General features: G+C 55.8%; 20 protein-coding genes and 1 riboswitch. Of the genes, 4 read left to right on the top strand and 16 right to left on the bottom strand.

Annotated elements, in window-relative coordinates; all coding sequences use genetic code 11:
• Positions 1-60: 60 nt before the first annotated feature.
• Entirely contained in the window at positions 61-1422 is a 1362-nt protein-coding gene (mltF, locus tag IEV54_RS11075) for a membrane-bound lytic murein transglycosylase MltF (RefSeq protein ID WP_150276945.1), read from the bottom strand.
• Between the two features lie 174 nt (positions 1423-1596).
• Here mltF and IEV54_RS11080 point away from each other — a divergent pair, with 174 nt between their 5' ends.
• Positions 1597-2469, top strand: coding sequence for a D-hexose-6-phosphate mutarotase (locus tag IEV54_RS11080; RefSeq protein WP_150276944.1), 873 nt, complete (start codon positions 1597-1599; stop codon positions 2467-2469).
• A 15-nt stretch (positions 2470-2484) separates the two neighbouring features.
• On the opposite strand, the gene IEV54_RS11085 is transcribed toward IEV54_RS11080, so the two are convergent.
• The 12 genes from IEV54_RS11085 to IEV54_RS11140 form a co-directional block, all read right to left on the bottom strand.
• Complete coding sequence (locus IEV54_RS11085; protein ID WP_150276943.1) at positions 2485-3861, bottom strand: SLC5/6 family protein; 1377 nt, start codon at positions 3859-3861, stop codon at positions 2485-2487.
• A riboswitch (TPP riboswitch) is annotated at positions 3851-3977 on the bottom strand. It overlaps the preceding gene by 11 nt.
• A gap of 68 nt (positions 3978-4045) precedes the next feature.
• Positions 4046-5020, bottom strand: coding sequence for a 3-hydroxyacyl-CoA dehydrogenase (locus IEV54_RS11090; RefSeq protein WP_150276942.1), 975 nt, complete (start codon positions 5018-5020; stop codon positions 4046-4048).
• Positions 5021-5035: 15 nt separating this feature from the next.
• On the bottom strand, positions 5036-6526 hold the full coding sequence (locus IEV54_RS11095) for a flavin-containing monooxygenase (RefSeq protein WP_150276941.1): 1491 nt from the start codon (positions 6524-6526) through the stop codon (positions 5036-5038).
• A gap of 167 nt (positions 6527-6693) precedes the next feature.
• Positions 6694-7104, bottom strand: coding sequence for a hypothetical protein (locus IEV54_RS11100; protein WP_150276940.1), 411 nt, complete (start codon positions 7102-7104; stop codon positions 6694-6696).
• Positions 7105-7361: 257 nt separating this feature from the next.
• Positions 7362-8099, bottom strand: coding sequence for an SDR family oxidoreductase (locus tag IEV54_RS11105; protein WP_150276939.1), 738 nt, complete (start codon positions 8097-8099; stop codon positions 7362-7364).
• A 76-nt stretch (positions 8100-8175) separates the two neighbouring features.
• Positions 8176-8778, bottom strand: a complete 603-nt coding sequence (locus tag IEV54_RS11110; protein ID WP_223825386.1) for an SDR family oxidoreductase — start codon at positions 8776-8778, stop codon at positions 8176-8178.
• Positions 8779-8833: 55 nt separating this feature from the next.
• Positions 8834-10210: an NAD-dependent succinate-semialdehyde dehydrogenase gene (locus tag IEV54_RS11115; RefSeq protein ID WP_150276938.1), complete on the bottom strand. Its 1377-nt coding sequence runs from the start codon at positions 10208-10210 to the stop codon at positions 8834-8836.
• A 147-nt stretch (positions 10211-10357) separates the two neighbouring features.
• Positions 10358-10708, bottom strand: a complete 351-nt coding sequence (locus IEV54_RS11120; protein ID WP_150276937.1) for a DUF3147 family protein — start codon at positions 10706-10708, stop codon at positions 10358-10360.
• A gap of 26 nt (positions 10709-10734) precedes the next feature.
• On the bottom strand, positions 10735-12063 hold the full coding sequence (locus IEV54_RS11125) for an APC family permease (protein ID WP_150276936.1): 1329 nt from the start codon (positions 12061-12063) through the stop codon (positions 10735-10737).
• Between the two features lie 28 nt (positions 12064-12091).
• Positions 12092-12841 (bottom strand): copper resistance protein B, encoded by a 750-nt coding sequence (locus tag IEV54_RS11130; protein ID WP_150276935.1) that lies wholly within the window; start codon positions 12839-12841, stop codon positions 12092-12094.
• The gene (locus IEV54_RS11135) at positions 12838-14616 is read right to left on the bottom strand and encodes a copper resistance system multicopper oxidase (protein WP_150276934.1); all 1779 of its coding nucleotides are present in this window, start codon (positions 14614-14616) and stop codon (positions 12838-12840) included. Before IEV54_RS11135 ends, IEV54_RS11130 begins: the two co-directional genes overlap by 4 nt.
• 54 nt (positions 14617-14670) lie before the next feature.
• Entirely contained in the window at positions 14671-15204 is a 534-nt protein-coding gene (locus tag IEV54_RS11140; RefSeq protein ID WP_150276933.1) for a cupredoxin domain-containing protein, read from the bottom strand.
• Between the two features lie 149 nt (positions 15205-15353).
• On the opposite strand from IEV54_RS11140, the gene IEV54_RS11145 reads away from it, so the two are divergent.
• The 3 genes from IEV54_RS11145 to wrbA all read left to right on the top strand — a co-directional run bounded on the left by IEV54_RS11145 (position 15354) and on the right by wrbA (position 18072).
• On the top strand, positions 15354-16019 hold the full coding sequence (locus IEV54_RS11145; RefSeq protein ID WP_150276932.1) for a response regulator transcription factor: 666 nt from the start codon (positions 15354-15356) through the stop codon (positions 16017-16019).
• A complete protein-coding gene (locus IEV54_RS11150) occupies positions 16006-17340 on the top strand; it encodes an ATP-binding protein (protein WP_150276931.1) in 1335 nt (444 codons plus the stop codon). Before IEV54_RS11145 ends, IEV54_RS11150 begins: the two co-directional genes overlap by 14 nt.
• A 132-nt stretch (positions 17341-17472) precedes the next feature.
• Positions 17473-18072, top strand: a complete 600-nt coding sequence (gene wrbA, locus IEV54_RS11155) for an NAD(P)H:quinone oxidoreductase (RefSeq protein ID WP_150276930.1) — start codon at positions 17473-17475, stop codon at positions 18070-18072.
• 64 nt (positions 18073-18136) lie between these two features.
• On the opposite strand, the gene tpx is transcribed toward wrbA, so the two are convergent.
• The 3 genes from tpx to IEV54_RS11170 all read right to left on the bottom strand — a co-directional run bounded on the left by tpx (position 18137) and on the right by IEV54_RS11170 (position 24130).
• Positions 18137-18637, bottom strand: a complete 501-nt coding sequence (tpx, locus tag IEV54_RS11160; protein ID WP_150276929.1) for a thiol peroxidase — start codon at positions 18635-18637, stop codon at positions 18137-18139.
• 76 nt (positions 18638-18713) lie between these two features.
• Complete coding sequence (locus IEV54_RS11165; protein ID WP_150276928.1) at positions 18714-22421, bottom strand: translocation/assembly module TamB domain-containing protein; 3708 nt, start codon at positions 22419-22421, stop codon at positions 18714-18716.
• Positions 22418-24130 (bottom strand): autotransporter assembly complex protein TamA, encoded by a 1713-nt coding sequence (locus tag IEV54_RS11170; protein WP_150276927.1) that lies wholly within the window; start codon positions 24128-24130, stop codon positions 22418-22420. Before IEV54_RS11170 ends, IEV54_RS11165 begins: the two co-directional genes overlap by 4 nt.
• Positions 24131-24168 lie beyond the last annotated feature (38 nt).

Raw genomic sequence — 24168 nt, forward strand, 5'->3', positions numbered from 1 at the left:
CTGACTAACGGCCTGTGCTCGTTAGTCAGCGGGTTTTTTACGTTATAGCTGAAGAGTGAATTACTGGAATGCGCTACTGATAACGTCGCGATAATTTCGCACGCGCTGTACAAGGTGAACCGGTTCATAGCCGCGAGCGTAACCGTAACGCAGGCTTGGGTAGTAGCGTTTGTCAGCAAGCAGGGGGAGCACCTCACGCATATCGGACCAGGAGTCAGGATTTTTGCCTAGCTCCCGGGCCAGCTTCCGAGCGTCAAGTAAATGACCACGACCTACGTTGTAAGCGGCGAGCGCCATGAAATAACGATCCGGGTCGGGTATTTCTTCGGATAACAATTCGTATCGCCCGGCCAGATAGCGCGCGCCTCCGTCAATGCTCTGAATCGGATCCAGCCGGTTGGTCACGCCCAAGGATCTGGCTGTATTCTGCGTCAGCATCATGAGTCCTCGGACTCCTGTAGGGCTACGCGCATGGGGGTCCCAGTGGGACTCCTGGTAGGCGAGAGCTGCCAGCAGGTCAGCCGGGATTCCCGTGTCCTGCTCAGCTTTCACAAAATGGTCGATATACTGTGGCAATCGATTTTCCATCCGCATGACCAGCGTGTTGAGGTCAACGAAATCGAATTCGGAAATGTAGGCGTAGTAGCGGGTGTTTACCGCGGAAATAGCTGCCAAACCAGCTTCGCTGCTCATCCAGCTTGCTGCTATTGCTGCGAGGCTGTCGCTACCCGGCGCGAGATACCAACCAATCTGTTGTTCAGGTGACAGATCCATGACTACAGCCAATTCCGGCATGGACCGACGATTGATGTCCACAATATTGGAATCAGCCACGGTGCAGTCGAGCTCTCCTTCAAATACCGCAGCAAGAAGCTGTTCTGTCCCCCGGGTTTCCGTTTGCCTGAAGCTGACATTCGGCCTTGCGCTGATAAATTGCTCAAGGGTTTCCACATAACTGGAGTCAGCGGCTACCTCTATATCAATTCCCTCGAGCTTGGCGGCATCCGTGGGCAACAGAATGATTTCCCGGTGGCAAACCAGTTGTTCGCGCACATTGTGGTGCATCGGACCTGCGGTAAGGCGCTCATCCCGCGAAGCCAACTTGGTAAGCCCGGCAGCACCCAAGTGCGATCGGCCTTCTTCCAACTGCCGAAGTACCGCAGCGGTGGAGAACTGCACATCCCACTCGACTTCCCAACCCTGCGCAGCGGCGAAGCGATTTACAAGGTCATATTCCGGGCCGACGGGCTGTTCGAAGCGATCAGTGTAATAGGTGGTAGAACCGTTGCGGGTTGAAACCTTCAATACACCGGTTTCATCGGGGGATAACAGTTTAGCCGCTGAGTTCTCAGTACTGTCGCAGGCGGTAAGTATCAACGACAGCGTCAGCAGAGTGCCTGTCAGGCGGGCCTTGTCGAGCATGCAGTTCTCCAGCATTGCGGGCTGACGCCATATTTCAATGCCAACCTCGAAGGTGCAGTCACCCACCGCAGTCGGCGACACTATTCAAACAGATTAGTTCACTCACAAAACGCTGTAAAATCAGCATTGTTACCTTATGCTCAGTTTCAAATAAGCTATTAAGGACTGAAGATCATGCCAAGCCGGCAGGAAACACAGCAACTCGCCGCAGGTGTGACGCGTCTGCGCAACAGCAACGGTCGCGAGTTCATAGAGGTTGCACACCCGCGGGTTTCAGCCAGAATAGCGCTGGAAGGAGGGCACTTGGTCAGCTGCTTGCCAGCCGGGCAAAAACCGCTGCTTTGGTTAAGCCCGCAGGAGCCGGAGGTACCGGGTAAGCCCCTGAGAGGGGGAGTTCCCCTGTGTTGGCCCTGGTTTGGCAACGAGCGCTCCGGCCCTGCACATGGCATTGCTCGCACGGGGCTCTGGGAGTTGGAATCAGTCGTGGTCACGGATGAAGCAGTACAGATAAATCTCGAGCTTCCGCAGTCTGAAATGGCCATTCATATACCCGACGAACACTGGAAACTGGGGGTTCAGTTCATACTGGCAAGCGACTTGCAGGTGACACTGACCTCAACCAATACGGGCAGCAAAGCACAAATCCTCGGGCAGGCTTTACACGCCTACCTGCCTGTTTCAGATATCACACAGGTCGAGATAAAGGGTCTGGACCAGGCCAGCTATCTGGATCAATTGACCGGCAAAGAGGAAGTACAGCTGGGGCCGGTTCGCTTCTCGCAGGAGGTAGACCGGATCTACCATGGGGCCATTGGCGCCGTGCAGCTTGAGGACGCTGGCGAGACCATCACCGTCGCAGGTTCGGGAAGCGGCTCGACAGTCATCTGGAACCCCTGGGTGAAAAAGTCTCGGCGTCTTGGTCATTTTCCAGAGGACGGCTACCGGGAGATGCTGTGCATCGAAACAGCTAACGCAGGGCACGACAGGCGTGTTCTGGATCCTGGTGAGACCCACAGTCTGAGTACGAGAATCAGTCACCACGTTTGAGGGACGCCTGCCGCCTCACTTTCGTGAGGCGGGCATGATCAGTGCCACCGCAATACTGACCAGACTGGACGCGAGCAGGGCGCCCAGAAAAGGTGCCAGTGTCGGAATCGCACCCGGAAAACTGGCAGCCAGCAGGCCCGATGAAAAGGACCCACCCGTAACCCATCCTGGCAGTACGGCGCCCAACAGCCCGGCCAGGCAACCGGCTATGGCAGCTACCGCTCCCATGCGTTTCCACAACCCCATCAATACCGGTACCACCGCCGTGGCGCAGAGCAGATCAGCGATCAGAAACAGTCGCAGCACCGAGATTCCCTGCAAGGCGATGAGCACTACCGGAACCATAAGTAAAACGGTGATCCAGCGCGCACTGGTCAGCGAAAGCCCTTTCTTTTCCGTAACCGCCAGCGAGGCAATCGCGTTCTGCAGGGTATCCACTGAAGAAGCAACCAGGGTAAGTGCCAGTACCAGCGCGGGTATGGTCAACCACGCAGACGCATCCATCAGCAATGCGAAAAATGGAATCGGAGGGCTACCCAGATCGGTGCCACTCATTGCTGCAGCAATACCCAGCCCACCTACAATCGCCACTACAATGACCGTTATTAGGCCGCCGAGAAGAGCGCCCCGACCCAGTGATGCACCATCACGGGCAGACCAGACCCGTTGCCAGTAGCCCTGATGAAAGAGATTTGCAGCCGTGACGGCGATGATCAGCGTCAACGCGACGCCCAAGGCACTGCCCACCGGAATGCCTGGCAGCTGCATTGAGGATGAGTCCATATCGGGTAGACGCTGCAACGCAACAGCACCTACGACTACAAGCAGTGCCAATAATAGCCAAGCTTGCCAGCGGTCCGTCATCAAGCTCGCCCGCAAACCACCGCCGGCAGTGTAGATAAGCGTGGCTACAGCTACTCCCAGAATGACCAATGCGGGATTCACATCGGACAACATGGCGGTAATTGCGCCAATGGCAGTGAGTTCGGCAATCAGGAAGCACAACATGTAGAGCAACGAGATCATTGCCACCCAGCGACGTACCAAAGCGCCATAACACGCCTGGGCAAACTCGCCGATGCTGCTGCCCTGCGGTAGATAACGGCGAATAGCCGGTCCGCAGAATGCAAATACAATAAAGGGCAGGGCAGCACCAATAGCGTAACCAGCCAGTGCCACAGGCCCCACCAGAGCCCCCACTTCCGGCGGCGCAAAGAGAATCCAGCCGCCCATACCCGAGGCCAGAAACGACAGCCCAAGTGCCTGGGCGCCCTGGCTGTTGCGAGCGGTCAGGAAATCATCGAGTTCAGCATGGCTGCGTCGGGCACGCAGGCCCAGCCAGACGAATAACAGAAGCGCCGCGCCCAGCACGGCGAGGGTCAGGTAAGGCATGTCGCACTTCCTCCGCCGGTATTATCCGGATCAGGTTCCAGGGTTTGGGCGGGCTGCAGACAGCCCACTGATTCTCAGCCTGTGCGGATGACGGACAGGCTCCCCTGGCGACTAAAATGTGGGATTAAGATGAAGCGCGCCAATACTGCCACAGAAAGTGGCAGCAGACGACAGTTTGGCGTGCTCAGCTCGCAGCAGCGAGGCTTTGCGGCTTAACCAAGGCGACCAGTTCTTCCAAGGCATCCATATCCGGAACTGCAAGAAAGTCTGAAGCCTGATAAGCCGGATTCGGATAACGATAATAGCCTTCCCCGGTCTGCAGACCCAGTTTTCCCTTGTCTACAAAATGCTGTTTGATATAGACGGCATCGGCCAGCAATTGGGCATCCTGTTTCTCGTTACCCCAATAATTCATCACGTCGTAGCAGGTTTTCATGCCGATAATATCCATGATGCCGCAAGGCCCCACAGCACATCCGCGATTGGCAATCAGATAGGTCCGGTCGATGTATTCAGGGGTGGATACGCCATTGGTGATTAGCGACTGAGTGGCGCTCAATAAAGGCACCAGCCAGGTATTGAGTACATAGCCGTTCTGCTCTTTTTGAATCGGGATGGGCACCATGCCAATTTCAATGGCAAACCGGGTTACTGCCCGTAGCGTGTCTTCGGCGGTGCCGGCATGGGCCATCACCTCTGCCAGGTTCATGCTCCAGATCATGTTGGCAAAATGCAGCGCGCAGTATTTTTCCGGCCGACCGGTAGCGCTCGCAAACTGGGCAGGTAGCAATGTTGATGAGTTGGTCGCTACCAGGGTGTGTGCCGGCAATAATGCTGCCATCTCCTGATAGACCGCAGTTTTTACTTCCGGGATTTCCGGTACTGCTTCTATAACAAGATCGGCGTTGATAACGACATCGGCGAGAATGCAGCTGTAGCTGAGACGAGCCTGGGTCTCACTGATCATGGACTGACTCGCACCCAGTTCAGCCTGGTAGATAGCGGCATACTGCTGATGAGCAAGCTGGCAACGCTGCAGGGACTCTTCAAACAGATCGTATACAACGACCTGCTTGCCCTTGAATGCACTGTGCCAGGCAATCTGGCCACCCAATACGCCTGCACCTAGAACAGTCAGATTATTCAATGCTTGTGTCATAGGGATCTCCGGAGGTCAAGCAGCCTGGTCGGCCGCCTGTTTGGTAGTGGCGGACGGATCGAAGGTCAAAATACCGTCCTCGAGCGACTCCTTGAGTAACAGCACCGAATCGAGCTCGTAATTGTTCAGAATCCGCCAGGGCAGGGCGCGGCCCTGGCGTGGCAGAATACCGTTGGCCCTTTGTACATATCCGGACTGCAGAGACCCCATGATGGAGTCTTTTTCAGCGTGGCCATGCTTGTCCACAGGGACCGCAACCTGTTTACCTGTTTCATCCATGTGCTTGAGCAGTCGGCAGATGTACAGTGATGCCATATCCGCCTTGAGGGTCCAGGGTGCATTGGTGTAGCCCAGAATCCAGGCCATATTCGGCACGTTCTGCATCATCACCGCCTTGTAGGTCATCTGCTCATTGAGCGGGCAGGGCTCGCCATCCAGGCTCAGTTGCATACCGCCCAACATCTGCATCTGCAGGCCTGTAGCGGTAATAATGATATCCGCTTGCAGTTCTTGCCCCGATTTCAGCCGGATGCCTTTCTCGGTGAAGGTATCAATGTGATCGGTGACGACCGAGGCCTTGCCCTTGTTGATGGCTTCGAACAGATCCGCGTCGGGTACCGCACAGAGCCGCTCATCCCAGGGGTTATAGCTGGGTGTGAAGTGCTTCATATTGCCCTGGTCATCCAGCTTCTTGCTGACGCCATTGAGCAGTACCTTGCGGGTTTTCTCCGGCCAGCGTTTGGCCGCCTTGTATATCCAGCGCTGCATCACGATGTTGCGTTTGCGGGCCATGTTGTAGACCCATTTCTGCGGTAGGACCTTACCCAGAATCTCGGAAATTCTGTCATGACCCGGAACGGAGAACACATAGGAAGGGGAGCGCTGCAGCATGGTTACGTGCCCGGCGGTATCAGCCATGGCGGGTACCAAAGTAACAGCCGTTGCACCACTGCCGATCACCACAACCTTTTTACCGGCGTAATCCAGATCAGTAGGCCAATGCTGGGGATGGATGCAGGTGCCTTTGAAGTTTTGCACACCGGGAAACTCGGGTAGATAGCCCGACTCGTAGTTGTAGTAACCAGTGCAGCCAACCAGGAAATTGCAGGTGTAGACTTTCTGTATTCCGGTCGCAACGTCAGTGGTACTAACAGTCCAACGCTTATCTTCACTGGACCAGTCAGCGCTTTCAGTAGCCGTATTGAAGCGGATCTTGTCAGTTATCCGGAATTCTTCAGCTGTTTCGCGAATGTACTCACGGATCGAGTCGCCACCAGCCAGCACCTGAAGCTCGTTCCAGGGACGGAATTTGTAGCCGAAGGTGAACATATCCGAATCCGAACGAATGCCGGGATAGCGAAACAGGTCCCAGGTGCCGCCGATGGCAGCGCGCTTTTCGAGCACAACAAAACGTTTATCGGGGCAAGTGTGGGTGAGGTGGCAGGCCATGCCGATACCGGACAGACCCGCGCCAACGATGATTACATCGAGATGTTCAGCAGCCATATTATTGTTCTCTTGGAGTGAGCTTTCTGCACATTCCTAGACTGCCTGTTTAAAGGCGTGCTGCGACTGGCATATGTTGCCAATTAGTGATCAATTACTGCCATTTGATGTATTGGTCGAATATACAGCTGGGAGGCTGCTCAGGCAGCCCAGAACAGAGGTTGCAATCAGGGAGCATCTGATTCCATCTTGTTGCGCATATTCCCTTGTCCCTGGCCGGTGCCCTGACCCATACCCGGTCCTTGCCCCTTGCCAGCTCCTTGACCCATGCCTTGGCCCATACCAGTTCCTTGTCCCATGCCTTGGCCCATGCCGCCTCTTGCAGGAGGCGTATCCGGAAGGGTGATGCCCCGTTCACGGGCTCGTTCACGCATGAGTTCATGATGCTCAGTGCGGATACGTTCACGGTCCTGTTGAGTAGGGGCGTCACGCATAAGACCCCGGTGCTCGATGCGCTCCTGATCAGTCATGATCTGCGAACCATAGATAGGCTCGTTGCTGTCCCCAGTTGATTGGGCCAATGCTGCGCCGGAGAGCAACACAGTGCCAAAAGCGAGTGCTAACGTCAGCTTCTTCATTTACGCGTCCTCATAAGTACAACCGCGGGCGAGACTTATCCCGTAATGCCATCGGCGAAAGCGGGATGAGTCCGAATAAATCTGTCCTGACGTCTGTTATACAAACCTGCTGACGATCTGTTCATGACGCAAATCAAATAACACGCTATTTAACATAATATAGATTATACGTAGTACTCGATTGTTCAGTGACGGCGTTTGGTTATGGCGAATGCCTGTACCTTCCGGATCGGACATTCACCCTATCAGGCCGTAGGTTACAGCGGTTGCTTGCTGGGCCGGATTATCAGTTCGTTGATGTCCACATCGGCTGGTTGCTCGATAGCGAAGGCAATGGCGCGGGCAATCGCGTCGGCGTCTATGGCCATATCGTAAAGCTCGTCTACATTCTTGGCTGTCTCCGAGTCGCTGATGGTGCTGGTCAACTCGGTCGCTACCGCGCCCGGGGATATATTGGTTGACCGAATTTCCCCTTCACCTTCCTGACGGATGCCTTCTGATATGGCCTTGACCGCATATTTGGTCGCGGAATAAACCGCCGAGGATGGAAATACTTTGTGCCCGGCTACCGATGACAGATTGATGATGTGTCCGGCGTGCTGCTCACGCATGGTTGGCAGCACCGCAGCGATGCCGTAGAGAACACCCCGGATGTTAACGTCGATCATTTTGTCCCACTCGTCGACCTTGAGCTTGTCCAGCGGCGACAAGGGCATCAGGCCCGCATTGTTGATCAGCACGTCGATCCGTCCATAGGCATCCTTGGTGGCCTGAGCCAATGACTCCATCTGCTCGCGTTCGGTAACGTCAGTCACCTTGTAAATAGCATCGCCACCCTGTTCGACGATAGCGTCGCGAAGGGCCACTAGGCGATCTTCGCGGCGCGCAGCCAGCATTACCTTGGCACCACTTTTGGCCAGACGGTGGGCTGTAGCTTCACCAAGTCCGCTGCTTGCGCCGGTTATGATGACGACCTTGCCATTGATTTCTGACATGGATTCTTCTCCTCTGGATATGGATTATTCATTCGAAATGAAGCTGAAAGCCGCGCGATACGCGGCTGCAGGGCGCTCAGGCGGACTGCATATTCTGCGCGGTACCGTCATAACGACCGGTAGTGGCTGCCTCGGCCAGCACATGGGCCACGTCCGCACGGGACGCCTTTGCCGACTTGTCGACGCCCTCGCCCAATATCACCTTGCTGCTTCGTCCCTCATTGGTTAATGCCACCGGGCGCAGGATCGCGTAGGTCAAACCGGAGTTCTTGAGATGCTCGTCCGCTGCATGCTTGGCGTTCAAATACGGGGCTATCTTGCCTGAAGGATTAGCCTGATCCGCGCCAACCGAGCTGAGCATAACGAAGCGTTTCACACCTGATTCACGGGCCAGATCGATCAGGCGTTTGGCCCCATCCCGATCGACTTTCTCGGTCATTTCAGGACCGGTTGCCGAACCAGAACCGGCGGCAAAGATCACCGCCTCCATGCCTTCGCATACTCCGGATTTCAGGTCTGTCAGATCGCCGCGGCGCACGTCTACACCCTTGGGGAGCGCACTGGTATCAGAGCCTTCACGCACAAGTGCCGTCGGCTTATGGCCCTGGTCAACCAGGTTCTGAACAACCTGGTGGCCCGTTTTACCGGTTGCACCGGCGACAAGAATAGTCATGCTCATAAGGTGAGCCTCCATGGGGAATTGAATAAAGTGAAATCTCGACTTGCCGGTGTACTCAAGGCAGGAAAATCGCCTTTACGTTGACGAATTCCTTCATGCCGAAGCCCCCGTGTTCGCGCCCATATCCAGAATCCTTGACCCCGCCAAAGGGCATATTCGGATCAGCAGCGCCAAAGGAGTTGATGCGGATCATGCCCGTATCAAAGTGATTGCGGGCCAGCTTGATTGCACGCTCCTCATCCTTGCAGAAAATCCCGCCGCCCAGACCGTAGCGGCTGTCATTAGCCAGGCGCATGGCGTCTTCATCATCCTTGGCGCGAATGATGGCTGCGACGGGGCCGAAGATTTCGTCATCGTAGGCCGGCATTCCAGGTGTGACATTCGTCAGCACGGTGGCAGGATAATAGGCACCCTTGCGCTCTGGCACCTCTCCACCACATAGAATCTTTGCACCCTTGGCGACGCTGATCTCCACCTGCTCTTTAACCGTATCAAACTGGTCTTGACTTGAAAGCGGGCCCAGTTGGGTGTCCTTGCTCGTGGGGTCGCCCATGGTGATAGCTTTCATCTGCGCCACGAACGCTTCAACAAAGGCGTCATGGGCCTTGTCTGTCACGATAAACCGCTTGGCGGAAACACAGGTCTCACCGTTGTTGTAAAGCCGCCCCATCACCGAATATTTCACCGCGGTTTCAATATCGGCATCCTCAAGGACGAGATAAGCGTCATTTGATCCGAGCTCAAGTACGGTTTTCTTCAACGACTTGGCTGCCAACGCCCCGACGTGTCGCCCTGCCCCATCGCTCCCGGTCAGCGTAACGCCACGAACCTTGGGGTGAGCTATCAGCTTGTCGCTGGTGTCATGGTTAATCACGACGACCTGGAACAGGTTTTCTGGCAGACCGGCTTCAATGCAAATCTCACGCAGACGCAAGCCAGAACCGGTGCAGATGCTGGCGTGCTTGAGCACACAACCATTACCTGCCATAAGGTTAGCTGCCAACACCCTAACCACCTGATAGGCGGGAAAGTTCCAGGGCTGAATCGAATAGATCACGCCAATGGGTTGATAGGTGACGATGCCGCGCTTGCCATTGAGGCCCTGTTCACGTTCCTCATCGGCCAACAACTCGGGGCCGTGTTGCGCACTGTAATCAAACAGGGCTGCACAGAGCTCTACCTCTACTCGGCCGTCCTTGAGAAGCTTGCCCGTTTCACTGGTCATCAATGCAGCCAGTTCATCGGTATTGTCGCGCAGTTTTTGCGCAATCTTCTTGAGATAGGGTGCCCGGTCCTGGGGCGTCAGTTCGCGCCATTCCAGGAAGGCTGCGTGACAGGCCTCCAAACGGTCTGTCGCTTCCTTTTCGGACATGACAGCGTAGCTCTGGAGTTCTTCTTCAGTTGCGGGATTGATGGTGGTGATAGTCGACATGGTCGCTCCTTCCGGATCTGATAGGTGGGTGCAAGGCAAAGGTTCGCCCTTCCCTGTCTGCCACAATGGACTGACAGCCCTTACCTATAGTTCCTGGACCATTAAGTCAGGAAATGTCCGTTCCGGTTGAGAACCTGCAGTCAGGAGCTACCACAACACAACGCCAAATCGTCGCATGATGACGGCCAGCGCAGCAAAACAGACAATGGTGATAACTGCGCTAGCACCGAGCGACAACCAGAAACCAAGGCGTGGATGCAAAAACGGAAAAACCAGAAACATCGGCAGAGTAGGCAATACGTACCAGAACGTATACCAGGCGTGCTTGCTGATCTTTTCCGCTGGTTGTTGCTCCACATACAGCCAGATCATCGCCAGTACCGTAATCAAGGGTAATGCGGCGATCAACGCTCCTAGCTTGTCACTGCGTTTGGCCACTTCAGAAATCAGCACTATCAGTGCAGCGGTGATTGCGTATTTGGTGATTATCCAGATCATGCAATTATTTCCCTTGCTGAGTGCGTTCAGTGATGCTCTTGGTGCGAAGGTCCAGATTTTTTTAGAAAGATCAGCTCTACAATGGCGATCAGGGTCATGCCGCCAACAGCCACGCCGATTACAAAAGGGTCAGTGTTCAGCTTGACCCAGACAAAACCGCCCAGCGCGAGCAGATCGAGCACAATGGCAACAGCCGGAACCCAGGTCACCGCCTTCAGATCGTCGCGCAAGTAGCGAATAACACCCCAGTGAATGGCTATGTCCATGATCAGGTAGAACACGATACCCAGGGCTGCAATTCTTGAAAGATCGAAGAATGCTGTCAGGAGTAATCCGAGCACCACGGTGTAGACCAGCGTGTGTTTCTGAATGCTGCCCGGCATCCCGAAGTGACTGTGAGGTACCAGCTTCATTTCAGTCAGCATTGCCAACATGCGTGACACGGCAAATATACTCGCCACAATACCGCCAGCCGTCGCCAACATCGCAATCGCCACGGTAAACCAGACTGCATATTCGCCCAGCGCCGGTCGTGCGGCGGCCGCCAGGGAATAGTCCTGGGTCTCGATAATTTCTGACAGGGACAAGTTACTGGAAACGGCGAAGCCGACCAGCGCATAGATGACCACGCAGACCAATATGGAAATCACAATGGCACGGCCAACATTGCGGCGAGGATTCTTTATCTCCGATCCGCTGTTGGTGATCGTGGTGAAACCCTTGAATGCAAGGATGCCCAGTGCAGTGGCACCGAGAAAATTGCCCATCGTTCCGGCGTCTCCAGGGCTGGAGAAATCGACGCTGATGCTATCTGCGACCCAGACTCCGACGATACCGAAAATCAGAATCCCACCAATTTTGAAGACCCCGATGATGGAAGCAACGCCCTGAATAAAACGGTTGCTCAGCAGGTTAACCACAAAGGCCGCCAGAATAAGCGCGACCCCCAGAACAGGTACCATGCGCCCACTCTCGTCGCCGCCGAACAGCTGCATGGTGTAAGAGCCGAATGTTCTGGCCAGAAAGCTCTGGGCTATCACCATCGAGAAATACATCAACAGGGCATTAAAGGCGGTAGGCAAGCTGTTGCCGTAAGCCTTGTGCAGATACATCCCGATACCGCCGGCATCCGGCCATTTGTTGGAAATCTTGATGTACGAATAGGCACTGAAGCTGACAATCACTGCGGCTGCAAGGAATGCCAGAGGGAACAAGGCTCCGCTCATTTCTGCCATCTGACCGGTAAGCGCAAAAATACCCGCACCAATCATGACCCCGGTGCCGAGCATGACGGTGCCGGCCAAACTCAGACTGCCCTCTTTGTAATGTGTGCTTCTATCCTGCCCCTTGCTCATGAATACCCCTCATGATTCTGGAAAAAGATTAAAAGACCAGTCTGGCTCCAATGACTGCAAACCAGTCTTCGGTGCCACCGCCATCAGCCCTGGCGAAGTCGGCTGTATCACCAAACTTCTTCTCATGAACTATGCCCACATAGGGAGAAATAGCGCGGTCGACCAGGTCGTAACTGAGTCTCAGGCCTGTCTCTGTAGATACCAGACCCTTGCCGACACCAATGTCGCGATCTTCACTGAAGGCCACTGTCGCATCGAATGTAGCGGCAAGAATCCAATAGTTGCTGAGTAGCAGTTCGTACTCGGCATCAATTTCAGCTGAAGTGTTGCCTTTATTGCTGTAATAAAAGCTGGCATCGACTTCCACCCATTGCGGCGCAAGGCCAGTGATGCCCAGCACCGCATAGGTGCGATCCGGAACCTCGGGCGTATCAAAACGCACACCCGCCTTGGCATCAAAAAACGTGGAAATCGGAACCTGCGCCACAAACTGATTTTCCAGCCCCTCGTAGGACTGCTCTTCAATGGCGTACTCACCCGAGGTCAGCCAGCGAAACTTGAGCTCGTCTGTTCCGTAGAAAACATCTGCATTCCATACACCAAGCTCTTCGCCGTCATCACTGTAACGATACTCCAGCTCTTCGACTTGGACGCCCCATACCTTGAGAGGATCCTTACGCTGTGTGGTGTCGACCATGTGCGCCTGAGCCGCAACGGCACCAGACAGAAGCATCAACACCACCACATTGGCAGGTTTCCGGATTCGGATAAGACTCATGCATCACCCCCTGCGTCAGCTTCGTTTGAAGTTTCAATCGGCGCAGAATCAGGCGCACCCTCGACAATCACCTTGCGGAACATCCCCGCCGCCGCGTGGTAAGACAGGTGGCAATGGAAAGCCCAGTGCCCCGGCGCATCCACTTCGGTTTCCATGTAGACGGTGGTGCCTGGCTGAACGTTGATAGTGTGTTTGATCGGATCCCACTCCCCTGCCCCGACGTCAAGAATCGACCACATGCCATGCAGGTGCATCGGATGAGTCATCATGGTTTCATTGACAAACTTGAAGCGCACCCGCTCACCGTATTGCAGGCGGATAGGGTCTGCGTCTTCATACTTGACGCCATTGATGCTCCATATGTATCGCTCCATATTGCCCGTCAGCCGCAGTTCAATTTCACGCGTGGGCTCCCGGTCTGCATACAGCGGCTTTTGCGCTCGCAGATCCGAATAGGACAGGAACTTGCCGCCGTTCGCCGCTACAGGCGTAATACCGCTACCGTCGGCATAGAAGGCATCGCTGGGAGCGTCCGCTGCGCCCATGGCCGAATGGCCCATACCTGCCATGCTGGAGTGATCCATACCTGCCATGTTCGAGTGGTCCATACCCTCCATTCCATCCATGGTGGAATGATCCATTGCCGGCATATCATCCTGAGAGCCCATGCTCCCACTACCCATTGAGCCGTGGTCCATAGAGCCATGATCCATGGAACCATGATCCATACCCGGCATTCCGCCCATATCAGCCATGGTCAGACGTGCCGGCTCGCGCATCTCGGGAATCGGTGCCTGCATACCCTTCTCTGGTGCCAGCGTCGCCCGAGCAAAACCCGAGCGGCCCATCGACTCGGCGAAGATGGTGTAGGCCTGGGCGTCCTTCGGATGAACGATGACGTCATAGGTCTCGGCAACGCCAATGCGGAACTCATCGACCGTAACCGGCCGGACGTTGTTACCGTCTGCCTGCACCACGGTCATTTCCATACCGGGAATGCGCACATCAAAGTAGGTCATGGCCGATGAGTTGATGAACCGCAGACGAATACGTTCACCGGGCTCGAACAGACCGGTCCAGTTCTGTTCCGGGCCCAAGCCGTTGATCATGCCTGTAAAGCCCTGCACGTCTTCTACATCCGCCTTCATCATCCGCATATCACCCCAGTCCATGCGATCGCGGACGGTACTCATCAATCCTTTCTCTGCAACATCAGAGAAAAACTCGGGCACCGTTTGCTGCTGACGGTTGTAATAGTCCGGCATCATTTTCAGGTTACGCATGATGCGATCACCCGAGTGTGGATGTTTGTCGGTTAGTTGAACCACATACTCACGATCGTAGCGGAAGGGTTCACGCCCTTCGGGCTCAATGACGATGGCCCCAAATGCACCGTCAGGCTCCTGGAAGCCCGAGTGGCTGTGATACCAATAGGTGCCGGCCTGTGTGATCGGAAACTCGTATGTGAAAGTTTCTCCCGGACGTATTCCGGGAAAGCTGAAGCCGGGCACGCCGTCCTGGGTGAAAGGCAGAATGAGTCCGTGCCAGTGTATGGAAGTCATTTCCGCCAGATTGTTGGTCACCTTTATCCTGACGTTCTCTCCTTCCTTGAAGCGCAGGATCGGACCTGGCGAAGCACCGTTGTAGCCTATGCCCTCCTTGACGAAATCCCCGGTATCGATCTGGACCCGGTCCACGATCAGATTGTATTCGCCGGCCAGTACCGACACAGGCGCCAACAAACTGAAAAAACCCAGCAGCAGGGCTCGCTTCATGGTTTTGCTCCAGACATTACTGATTGAATTGATGGGCTCGGTGAGAAAACGGGATCAGTCAAATACCACCTCGCCATACATGCCTGCCTGGTAATGGCCCGGGACATTGCAGGCAAATTCGATAGTGCCGCTTTCGGCAAATGTCCAGACCAGCTCCTGGCTCTTACCCGGCTCAAGCAGCACACTATTGGGATCATCGTGCTTCATGGAGTGGCCATTACCCATATCCATCTCCATCATGTCGTGGTGGATGGTGCCGCCGTCGATCACGCCATGGTTGACCATCATCATCATTTCTTCCTGATGGGCCTCATGGGTGGCTGCCGTTCCGATATTGAACTCGTGAACCAGGCTGCCCTTGTTCTCGACCACAAACCGCACGGTTTCACCCGGCTTCACCGCGATCGACTCGGGCTCGTAGTAGTTGTCGTGCATCTGTACGGTGATAGTCCGGTCAGCATCCGAGGCTTTGCCCACTTCCCCGATATTGACTCCCTCGCCGTGGGCACCATGGTGACCACCCGCGGCAAAAACAAAACTCGAGACCGATAAAGCTACCGCTGCAACTACAAATCTGGCTGGATTCATGACACCTTCCTCTCATTGGTCTGAATGAGTGCACCATCACCCATCAACCTGAATCCTTTCTGAAAATGGTGAATTAATTGCAGTTCAGTCTGGTTTCAGGTTGATGGGAGACACTGTCAACCTCCATCAATCCCGCGAGGAAGCCGCCCGTGCGACTACTGCTCGTTGAAGATGATTTATTGCTGGCAGAAGGACTTGCCAGCCAATTGGCCAAGGCTGGCTTCAGCGTCGATACCGCTCACACAGCCAGAGAGGCCGAGCTGCTTGGCAAACAGGAAGATTACCGGGTGTGTGTGTTGGACCTGGGCCTGCCGGATGGCAGCGGTCTGGATGTGCTGCGTAACTGGCGCGCGAATCAAGCAGACTTTCCGGTCCTGATCCTGACCGCACGGAGTGACTGGCAGGACAAGGTAAATGGACTCAAGGCGGGGGCCGACGACTATCTGGCCAAGCCCTTTCAGTCCGAAGAACTGATAGCGCGGCTCAATGCCATAGTCCGGCGCAGCGAAGGCAGAGTGCGCTCATTGATTACAGCGGGTCGGTTTGAGCTTGATGAACATCGCCAGAGCCTGAAAATGGGCGACGGTATCGAGCACAGCCTGACGGGCACCGAGTTCCGCCTTCTGCGCTGCTTGATGAGCCAGCCCGGTCATGTGTTCTCCAAGGAGCAGCTGATAGAGCAGCTTTACAGCCTCAATGAAAGCCCAAGTGACAACGTCATTGAGGCCTACATCGGCAGACTGCGCAAACTTGTAGGCACAGACACCATCTCAACGCGGCGCGGTCAGGGGTACCTGTTCAATGATACTGTTTAGGGGACCAACATCGGTAAAGGGTGCCTTGCTTGCCATACTGCTGCCAGCCGGAATCGGGCTGATGGCTATCGCCTGGGTAGTGCATGGTTTTCTGCTGGACAGAATGTCACGGGACTTTATAGAACACCGGCTTATGGAGGAGGTTACCTTTCTCCAATTGCAGCTGCAGGAAGTCGATGGCGTGGTAGGTGCACTGCAAACCGGTGATTACTTTCAGGAAGTCTTCCACCATGCCTTTGCCGTGCACTCCCCTACCACCACCGTCATCTCGCCCGAAACCTGGGCACCGCTGCTCAGGCCACTGATTCAATCCGGGAAACAGGGCAGCATCCGAGTGCAGAATAAAACGGCAGATAACGCACCGGCGGACATTCTTGCCTATCGGCGGTCGTTTGAAATCCAGGGCACGCCGATTGTGGTTATCGTCTCGGAGGATATGGATGCCCTCAAATTGAGTCAGGCGGAGCTGCATGCCTGGACCGCCGTAGTCTCGGTGTTATTAGTCGGCCTGCTGGCCGGAGTGATCTGGCTTGGCATCAGCTTCTCCATGCGCCCGGCAGCAGCACTCCAAGTGGCTTTGAAGCAACTTCAAACCGGTGAGATTTCGCGAATCGATGTAAAGACGCCAGATGAGTTTCGCCCATTGGTTCAACAGCTCAACCAATTACTCGACTCTCTGGATCAGCGCCTGGAACGTTCCCGGGAGGCGCTGGCCAACCTGTCCCATAGCGTGAAAACACCCATCGCCGCGGTCAGGCAGGTTCTCGAGGACACCAACCGACCACTCGATGACTCACTACGGCAACAGATGGCTGTGCGCCTGGGTGACCTTGACAAGCAGCTCGAAGCAGAAATGCGTCGCAGTCGATTTGCCGGACCTCAGGTCGGCAAGAGCGCCTATCCCGTCAAACAGGCGCGCGATCTCTTGTGGATGCTTGGCCGTCTTTACCCGGAAAAAACCTTCGAACTATCCACGTCCCTTGCAGAGGAAAGTCGGTGGCCGGTCGAGGAACATGACCTGAACGAAATACTCGGCAATCTGCTGGATAACGCCGGCAAGTGGTCAACACGCTTTATTGAGCTTTCCCTGGAACAGACCCCCCAGATGATCTCTATCACGGTCAGCGACGATGGTAGTGGTGTAGAGAACACTGAAATGATCAGACTGGGGCAGCGTGGCTTGCGACTGGATGAGCAGACACCTGGTCACGGTCTGGGCCTGGCCATTGTTCGGGACGTGGTAGAGCGGTATTCCGGATTAGTCCGCTTTATGCCAGCGCATTCTGGTGGATTACAGGTCAGGGTAGAAATCTTCGGCTAGGCTGGCTGGTAGGGTAATGCGCGAAGTCAATACATCGACAGTACCGATTGTTTTGTGCCGTTTTTTGATTTTTAACAACCGTTAATCCGATGCATCATGGTTTGGTAAATTACTCATCTCAAGGAGCAATCAATGGCTAAAGTACTCGTTCTATACCATTCCATGTATGGTCATATCGAAACCATGGCCCAGGCCGTAGCCGAAGGCGCTCGTCGTGTAGAAGGCGTTGAAGTCACGCTGAAACATATCCCCGAAACCATGGATCAGGAAGCTTTCAAGAATGCCGGCGGAAAGACGGATCTGGCTGGTAACCAGGCGTCCCCATCAGAACTGGGCGATTACGATGCGATCATCGTTGGCACGCCCACACGTTTCGGCAATATGTCAGGTCAGATGCGGACCTTCTTCGATCAGACTGGAGGTCTCTGGGCCAAGGGCGCCTTGTTCGGCAAGGTTGCCAGCGTATTCACGTCCACCGGCACGGGCGGCGGGCAAGAGATGACTATCACATCTGTGTGGACCACCCTCGCCCATCACGGCATGACTATCGTACCCATTGGTTACGGCACACCGGAGCTGTTCGATATCTCCAAGGTCAGTGGCGGCACACCTTACGGCGCATCGACCCTGGCGGGTGGCGATGGCTCACGGCAACCGGACGAGCGCGAACTGAGTATCGCCCGTTTCCAGGGCGAACATGTGGCCAAAATTACAGCCAAACTCAATAGCTGAATCAGATAGCAAAAAGCCGGGAAGCTTTCGCTCCCCGGCTCTTTTATTCTGACCCGCGACTATATCAAGCCAGAGCACCCAGTGCTTGCTCGTAGTTCGGCTCCTGACCAATTTCGGGTACCAGTTCGCTGTACAGGACCTGATCATTCTCATCCAGCACTACTACCGCTCTGGCAGTCAGACCAGCCAGCGGGCCGTCCTCAATCGCTACACCATAGTTATGGGCAAATTCGCTACCGCGCATGGTGGACAGATTGATCACGTTATCCAGACCCTCACCACCGCAAAAGCGCGCCTGGGCGAATGGCAGGTCAGCCGAGATGCAGACGACAACGGTGTTTTCCACATCGTTGGCCTTGGCGTTGAAGGTACGCACCGAGGTAGCGCAGGTCGGTGTATCAACGCTGGGGAAAATGTTGAGGATCTTGCGCTTGCCAGCCATGCTCGACAGTTCAACATCCGACAGGTCCTTGCCCACCAGACTGAACGCCGGAGCCTTGTCACCCGCCTTGGGGAAATCACCACCAACCAGAACTGGATTACCGCGCATTGTAACGCTAGACATAAGAGCTCCTTTGTACTTGTGGAAACCATGCAGAACCTGCATGGCAAATGACCGCCCGACATCCGCCGTGGCGGCCCTAGAAATCGATACGGTAGAAGAAATCCAGCGAACTGGCAAAGCCGCTCACCGCCTCAAGATATAACCTGCGAGTCAGATCATAGCGTATAGCCAACTGATTCGCCTGATCGAACACCCCGACACCATAACGCAGGCTGAGCTTTTCCGTAATGTAGCCCGCTGCGACAACTTGTGTCGAAATACCTGAGCCCTCGGTTTCCAGCTGAAAATCCTCTATGCCAAGTGTATTGGCCAGATTCTTGGCAAGCGGGGCGCCACCGGCCATGCCCAGAGCCAAGGCTGCCTGACCTACCAGGTTGCTGTCGCCGCCATCTGCTCCCAGGGGGCGACCCAGAATCAAATAGGCCAGGGCTTGCTCCTGGGGCATGCCTGGTTCGGAGAAGACTTCGGTCTGCGGCGCCTCGGCACGCCCGGTCAGGCGCAAACCGGCGACGACGTCGTCAACGCGCCGAATGGCTTCAATGTTAAGAAAGGGCTGTGAAATCGGACCGGCAAACAGAATTTGTGCCCGGCGCAGGCTGAGCCGCTGACCATAGCGCCGGAAACGGCCATCCAGAATATTCAGATCGCCGGTCGCATTCATATCTTCTTCGACCATGATGCGCCCGCTCAGACGCCCGCTCAGGCCGAAGGCCGAAAAGCGCAGCTGATCACCCACTGCCAGTTGTATTCGTGCGTCGATGTCCAGCGGTGGAGCTTGATCTTCAGGTTCTTCACCGACAATAACCACGTCCGGAGACAGCCTCACCGCCTGTTCGGGCAATTCACGTACAGTAATATCACCCTCAGGGACTGCTATCTCGCCCCTGACTCGCAGCTTGTTGTCAGCCAGCGTTACCTGCAGATCCGGGCTGACACGCAGGTCGGCGTAGGGTTCCACAATGACTGGTAGCCGACTGCCCTTCAAGGCCAGATCAAGATCAAGTTCCGGAGCCCAGGTGATGGAGCCAGTGAGACTCCCCTCGCCCTCATCGCCACTGGTCCACTGGCCATCCACCACAGCTCGCTGGCCATTGATATCAATCTCGACTTCAAGCTCCTCCAGGCTCACGGGCAGCTCGGGCCCGCTGACATGTCCTTCGACCAGTTGCAGCCTTCCGACTATCTCCGGTTGACGCAAGGCTCCGGCAAGCCTGCCGCTGCCACTCAATTCACCACGCAGGGTGTCTACCTGAGGCAGGAAAGGCCTCAGGATATTCAGTTTAAGGCCTTCGATATTGTACTGACCGGTGAGAATCTGCTCGCCTACCGGATCATCTACATCTGCCTGGATATCCAGCGTCCCGAAGCCTTCGCTGGCCAACTGGATACGACTGCGAGCGATGCCAGCTCGCATCTGGGTGTTGATATCCAGAAGATCGTAGGGAAACGCCAGAGTCTGTTCCGCTTCAGTAATCGCCACCATGCCGTCGACACTACGCAAGCTCAAGTCAACGACAGGTTCCCCGCCCACCGCCTGCTTGAGTTCGAGATTGGCATTGAGGTCCGCGTTCCAGGCAAAGCCCTCGGGAAGCAGATCCTCGAGCGAAGACAGGGAAAAATCGGTCAACGCAACATCGAGCTGGCGATCGGGCAACAGGCGTTGCTCCCCGTTGAAACACAGTCGCGCTTGCGCATGCCGCCAGCAGTGCTCGGCAATGCGTAACTGAGCGGGGTCAAGCCGGTATGTCAACCTGGCTGCGTCAACCAGCTGCCAGTCCAGCACACCATATTCGATGTCGGCACTGCTGAGCAGTCCCTGCCAACGATCATCACTCAATGCGCCCCGTAATTCGGCATCAATACCGGCGATACCGTTTTCCAGCTCGACTGCAAGTCGATGGGCCGCACGGTTGCCCTTTAAGGTCAGTGACAGATCGCCAATTCGGGTGTCGCCGCTGCGAATCTTCAGGGCGGTCAGAGTCAGATCACCAGGCATCGCCTCGGACAGAGTCACCTTGCCTTTCAGCGTCAGGTCCGCAATGCGTGACCCTTCATAAGCCAGACGCTCGCCACGCAGGTCAGCATCAATTATTGGCGCTGTCTGCCGCCCGCTGGTGTTGATATCACCATTGAGTGCACCGCCAAGTCCCGGCCAGAGCGTAGCCAGCTCAGGCATCCGCACATTTAACCGGGCGTCGATGTTGTCGCTGATTCGCCCGCTACCCGTAACGCTATTGCGGCCCTGGCGAAAGAGCAGATCCTCCAGCACCCAGGAATCCTCTCCCTTGCTCACCGAGCCAGTCAGTTCCAGGGGTCTGGCCCGTAATGTGCCTTCCAGCGCCCATTCGGCATCCAGCTCAAGTTGCTCGTTCACCAGGCTGCCGGTAGTGGCAACCGTTCCGTTCAGGTCCCCTGGAAGATCGTCTACGAAGGCGCCAGGGTCGATACCTTCGAGCACCATACGGGCATCCCATGCCAGGCCATTGACCAACTGCAAGATGCCGGTTGCAGTGGCGGAGCCAGCCTCGGTGATCATCTCAGCCGAAGCCACACGTATTTCGTCCGGGTTTCCGGATACGGCCATGCTCAGATCGACATTCTGCCCGGCCACACCAGATAGTTGTGCGTGCAGATTGCCCTGGCCCTGCATGTCACGCAGAGTGGCGTCAATCGATAGCTGCTCGAGTTGAATTTCACCGGTTTCCTGCGGATATAGCCACTGCCACGGAAACTGAGCCAGATCGAGCTCGACCTCCCCAACAAGCTGTTCTTCCCAACTGGCGCTACCGGTCAGCGCCACACGGCGAGTTGGCTGCTCGACGACGGACAGCGCCAACATCAGATCTTCCATTCCTGTCATGTTGATGATGGTAGCCAGATCAAGCTCTATGTCGCCGCCCTCACCAGGCAGGATGGCACCGCCGGTAATTCGATACCCCTCCTCCATATTGCCCTGCGCGTCCAGTGACGACTGGCGGATAACAAGCTCTCTGGGCAATTCCACAGGTACAACAAAACGATCGCCCCGCCACGCGAGGGTAGCCGGCATCTGCGGGTCGAGGGGTTGCAGCTGTGCGCTCAGGCGTCCTTCCAGGAAGCCTTTGCTGGCAGCTTCGACATCCAGTTCAGTAACACTTCCGCCCAGACGCAGATCAAGCGCCCAGGGCTGTTGATCGACCGGGGGCAGGTTCAGCAGTGCATGGATCTTCAGTGGCCAACCATTGACCAGCCGGATGTCGCCGTTCATTTGCCAGTCAAGATCGGGACCTGTGCCGGTAAAGCGATGAATGACCAGTTCGGAGTCACGCAGATGCGCTGCCAGCTCGATATTGGTCAGTAGAGGTTCATTGGAGTTGACGTACAAACTACCGACACGGAGCTGCTCGATCTGAACGCCAACCGGCAACCGGATATCCGGCAGCGTGATCTGGGTACGCTCCACCTGCTCCTCATCCGTTGGCTGCGTCGTCATCTGGATGCTGGCCACATCCAGTTCATCGACGCAAAAACGCGCACCAAAAAGACATTCGGGCGACCAGGCAAAGCGGACATCCTCAACCACAACCTCGATCCCCTGGTCACGCCAGACTATGCGATCGAAATCCCAGCCCCGCCACAGCTGCCCCTCCTCAAGCCCAAGTTCCAGTCGGGGTTCAAGCCCCTGTATACGCTCGAACAGCCAGCGATTGACTGACTCGTTCATAAGCAACAAGGCCAACAGCAAAGGGATGAGCAGCAGTACCAGCAAGCCTCTGAACAGTACCTTGAGGACGAACAGCATCATAGTTCCGGCCCCATGGAAAAGTGGATACGGAAGCCCTCATCCGAGTCACTGATGGACTGAGCGAGATCCACCCGAATAGGACCTACCGGAGATACCCAGCGAATACCCACGCCGACACTGGTCTTGCGAGCCGCAGCGAGGGAGTCCATGGCGTTGCCATGGTCTACAAAGGTAGCCGCACGCCACTTGGGAATGAATTCGTATTGATACTCGAGACTGCTATCGAGCAAAAACCGGCCTCCGACTCGCTCGCCGGAATCATCGGTCGGCGACAGGCTACGATAGTCATAGCCTCGCACCGACTGATCGCCGCCGGCAAAAAAACGTAGCGAGGGTGGGATCTGTTCAAAATCATCGGTATATACCGCGCCCAGACCGACCCTGGCTAGAAACCGGTGGTTTTCCTCAAACGTATACAGGCCTTTGGCTGTGGTAAAGACACGAGCGAAGTCGACATCCGACACTACCCCTTTCTTTGCTCCTTGCAGGTCCAGCATCAGACTGTAGCCCCGACTTGGATCAATTCCACCGACGCTTTTTGTGCGCTGGAAAGACACCCCCGGGATAAGGAGTGTGCTCTGTCCGGAGTCATTACCCAGGCTAAAGCGTTCATGCTCCAGACGCAGACCGGCGATCCGCTCCCATCCACTGTCCAGCAGCTTTTCATGCTGCGCCCCGACGGTGAAGCTCTGGCTCTCGATATCATCTATATCTTCGTTCTGCCATCCACCAAAAAAGCGCACTGAATTGGTTTGGGGGTGTGTCAGCGGAATCTGGTAATAACCGGTTAACGCTTGTCGGGGCAGGGAAAGCTCGAGTTCCGCTCCACGTTTGTGGCCACGGGCATTGACCCAATGCTCGGTCCAGCTGATGCGCCCTCGTGCACCCACGTCGGTTGAATAACCCGCGCCCAGCCCGAGGGAATGCGGCTTACGTTCAGCAATCTGCACCTCAACCGGGATAAGCCCTTCCTCGGCCCGTGAGGCCGGCGCTGAAACCAGGACATTCTCAAAGTATCCGCTGGCAAGCAGATCTCGATTCAGTTTGGCAAGAAGGTCGGCGTCGTATGGCGCACCGGTCCGAAAATCCACCATACGCTGCAGCAGGTTGTCGTCGAAGGGAGTTTCGGAAAAGACAACGTCGCCCAAACGGAAGCGCTCGCCAGTCTGGTAGACCAGCGTGATATCGGCGACGTTGTCTTCGATGTTGACCAGCAGGCGCTGCTGGCTGAATTGGCCCGAAAAATAGCCAAAGCGCAGGGCCTGATTAGCCATGTAACTCTTGATCGCTTCGTAGTGACCATGGTGCAACACGTCGCCCGGTTGCAACCGCCCTCTCTGGGCCCCTTGCAGATCAAAAGGTTCGGTTCCCATGCCGGCCCCTTCGACGCGAATATCCACTTCCCTGAGTCGGACAGGCTCACCCAGCTGCACTTCCAGCACCAGGACCGGGTCAGTCCGGTTGCCCGTTATTCGATGGGTGATCTCGGCCTGGTAATACCCCAACGCCTGCGCGGCATCAATCGCCTGCTCCTTGCTGTGCCCGGCTAGTCGCTCCATCTCGCGCCTTGTGGAAGCTTCCACTTCACCGACAAAGGCTTGAATATTGTCTTCTACCTGCTCATTTTCCGGCTCGACATTCACTTCGAGGCCGGCATGCGCTGCCATGGAAAAAAAGGTCAGCAAAATCAGCAGTAACGGACGAAGCATGTAGTTTTTCCAGCGACAAATAGGCCAAAAGTGATGCT

This window comes from Halopseudomonas salina (assembly GCF_014637955.1).
Lineage (GTDB): Bacteria > Pseudomonadota > Gammaproteobacteria > Pseudomonadales > Pseudomonadaceae > Halopseudomonas > Halopseudomonas salina.

What these genes read in the sequence shown, in the direction of transcription:
- mltF (WP_150276945.1), bottom strand. Translation starts at nt 1,422, where the DNA reads ATGCTCGACAAGGCCCGCCTGACAGGCACTCTGCTGACGCTGTCGTTG.
- IEV54_RS11080 (WP_150276944.1), top strand. Translation starts at nt 1,597, where the DNA reads ATGCCAAGCCGGCAGGAAACACAGCAACTCGCCGCAGGTGTGACGCGT.
- IEV54_RS11085 (WP_150276943.1), bottom strand. Translation starts at nt 3,861, where the DNA reads ATGCCTTACCTGACCCTCGCCGTGCTGGGCGCGGCGCTTCTGTTATTC.
- IEV54_RS11090 (WP_150276942.1), bottom strand. Translation starts at nt 5,020, where the DNA reads ATGACACAAGCATTGAATAATCTGACTGTTCTAGGTGCAGGCGTATTG.
- IEV54_RS11095 (WP_150276941.1), bottom strand. Translation starts at nt 6,526, where the DNA reads ATGGCTGCTGAACATCTCGATGTAATCATCGTTGGCGCGGGTCTGTCC.
- IEV54_RS11100 (WP_150276940.1), bottom strand. Translation starts at nt 7,104, where the DNA reads ATGAAGAAGCTGACGTTAGCACTCGCTTTTGGCACTGTGTTGCTCTCC.
- IEV54_RS11105 (WP_150276939.1), bottom strand. Translation starts at nt 8,099, where the DNA reads ATGTCAGAAATCAATGGCAAGGTCGTCATCATAACCGGCGCAAGCAGC.
- IEV54_RS11110 (WP_223825386.1), bottom strand. Translation starts at nt 8,778, where the DNA reads ATGAGCATGACTATTCTTGTCGCCGGTGCAACCGGTAAAACGGGCCAC.
- IEV54_RS11115 (WP_150276938.1), bottom strand. Translation starts at nt 10,210, where the DNA reads ATGTCGACTATCACCACCATCAATCCCGCAACTGAAGAAGAACTCCAG.
- IEV54_RS11120 (WP_150276937.1), bottom strand. Translation starts at nt 10,708, where the DNA reads ATGATCTGGATAATCACCAAATACGCAATCACCGCTGCACTGATAGTG.
- IEV54_RS11125 (WP_150276936.1), bottom strand. Translation starts at nt 12,063, where the DNA reads ATGAGCAAGGGGCAGGATAGAAGCACACATTACAAAGAGGGCAGTCTG.
- IEV54_RS11130 (WP_150276935.1), bottom strand. Translation starts at nt 12,841, where the DNA reads ATGAGTCTTATCCGAATCCGGAAACCTGCCAATGTGGTGGTGTTGATG.
- IEV54_RS11135 (WP_150276934.1), bottom strand. Translation starts at nt 14,616, where the DNA reads ATGAAGCGAGCCCTGCTGCTGGGTTTTTTCAGTTTGTTGGCGCCTGTG.
- IEV54_RS11140 (WP_150276933.1), bottom strand. Translation starts at nt 15,204, where the DNA reads ATGAATCCAGCCAGATTTGTAGTTGCAGCGGTAGCTTTATCGGTCTCG.
- IEV54_RS11150 (WP_150276931.1), top strand. Translation starts at nt 16,006, where the DNA reads ATGATACTGTTTAGGGGACCAACATCGGTAAAGGGTGCCTTGCTTGCC.
- wrbA (WP_150276930.1), top strand. Translation starts at nt 17,473, where the DNA reads ATGGCTAAAGTACTCGTTCTATACCATTCCATGTATGGTCATATCGAA.
- tpx (WP_150276929.1), bottom strand. Translation starts at nt 18,637, where the DNA reads ATGTCTAGCGTTACAATGCGCGGTAATCCAGTTCTGGTTGGTGGTGAT.
- IEV54_RS11165 (WP_150276928.1), bottom strand. Translation starts at nt 22,421, where the DNA reads ATGATGCTGTTCGTCCTCAAGGTACTGTTCAGAGGCTTGCTGGTACTG.
- IEV54_RS11170 (WP_150276927.1), bottom strand. Translation starts at nt 24,130, where the DNA reads ATGCTTCGTCCGTTACTGCTGATTTTGCTGACCTTTTTTTCCATGGCA.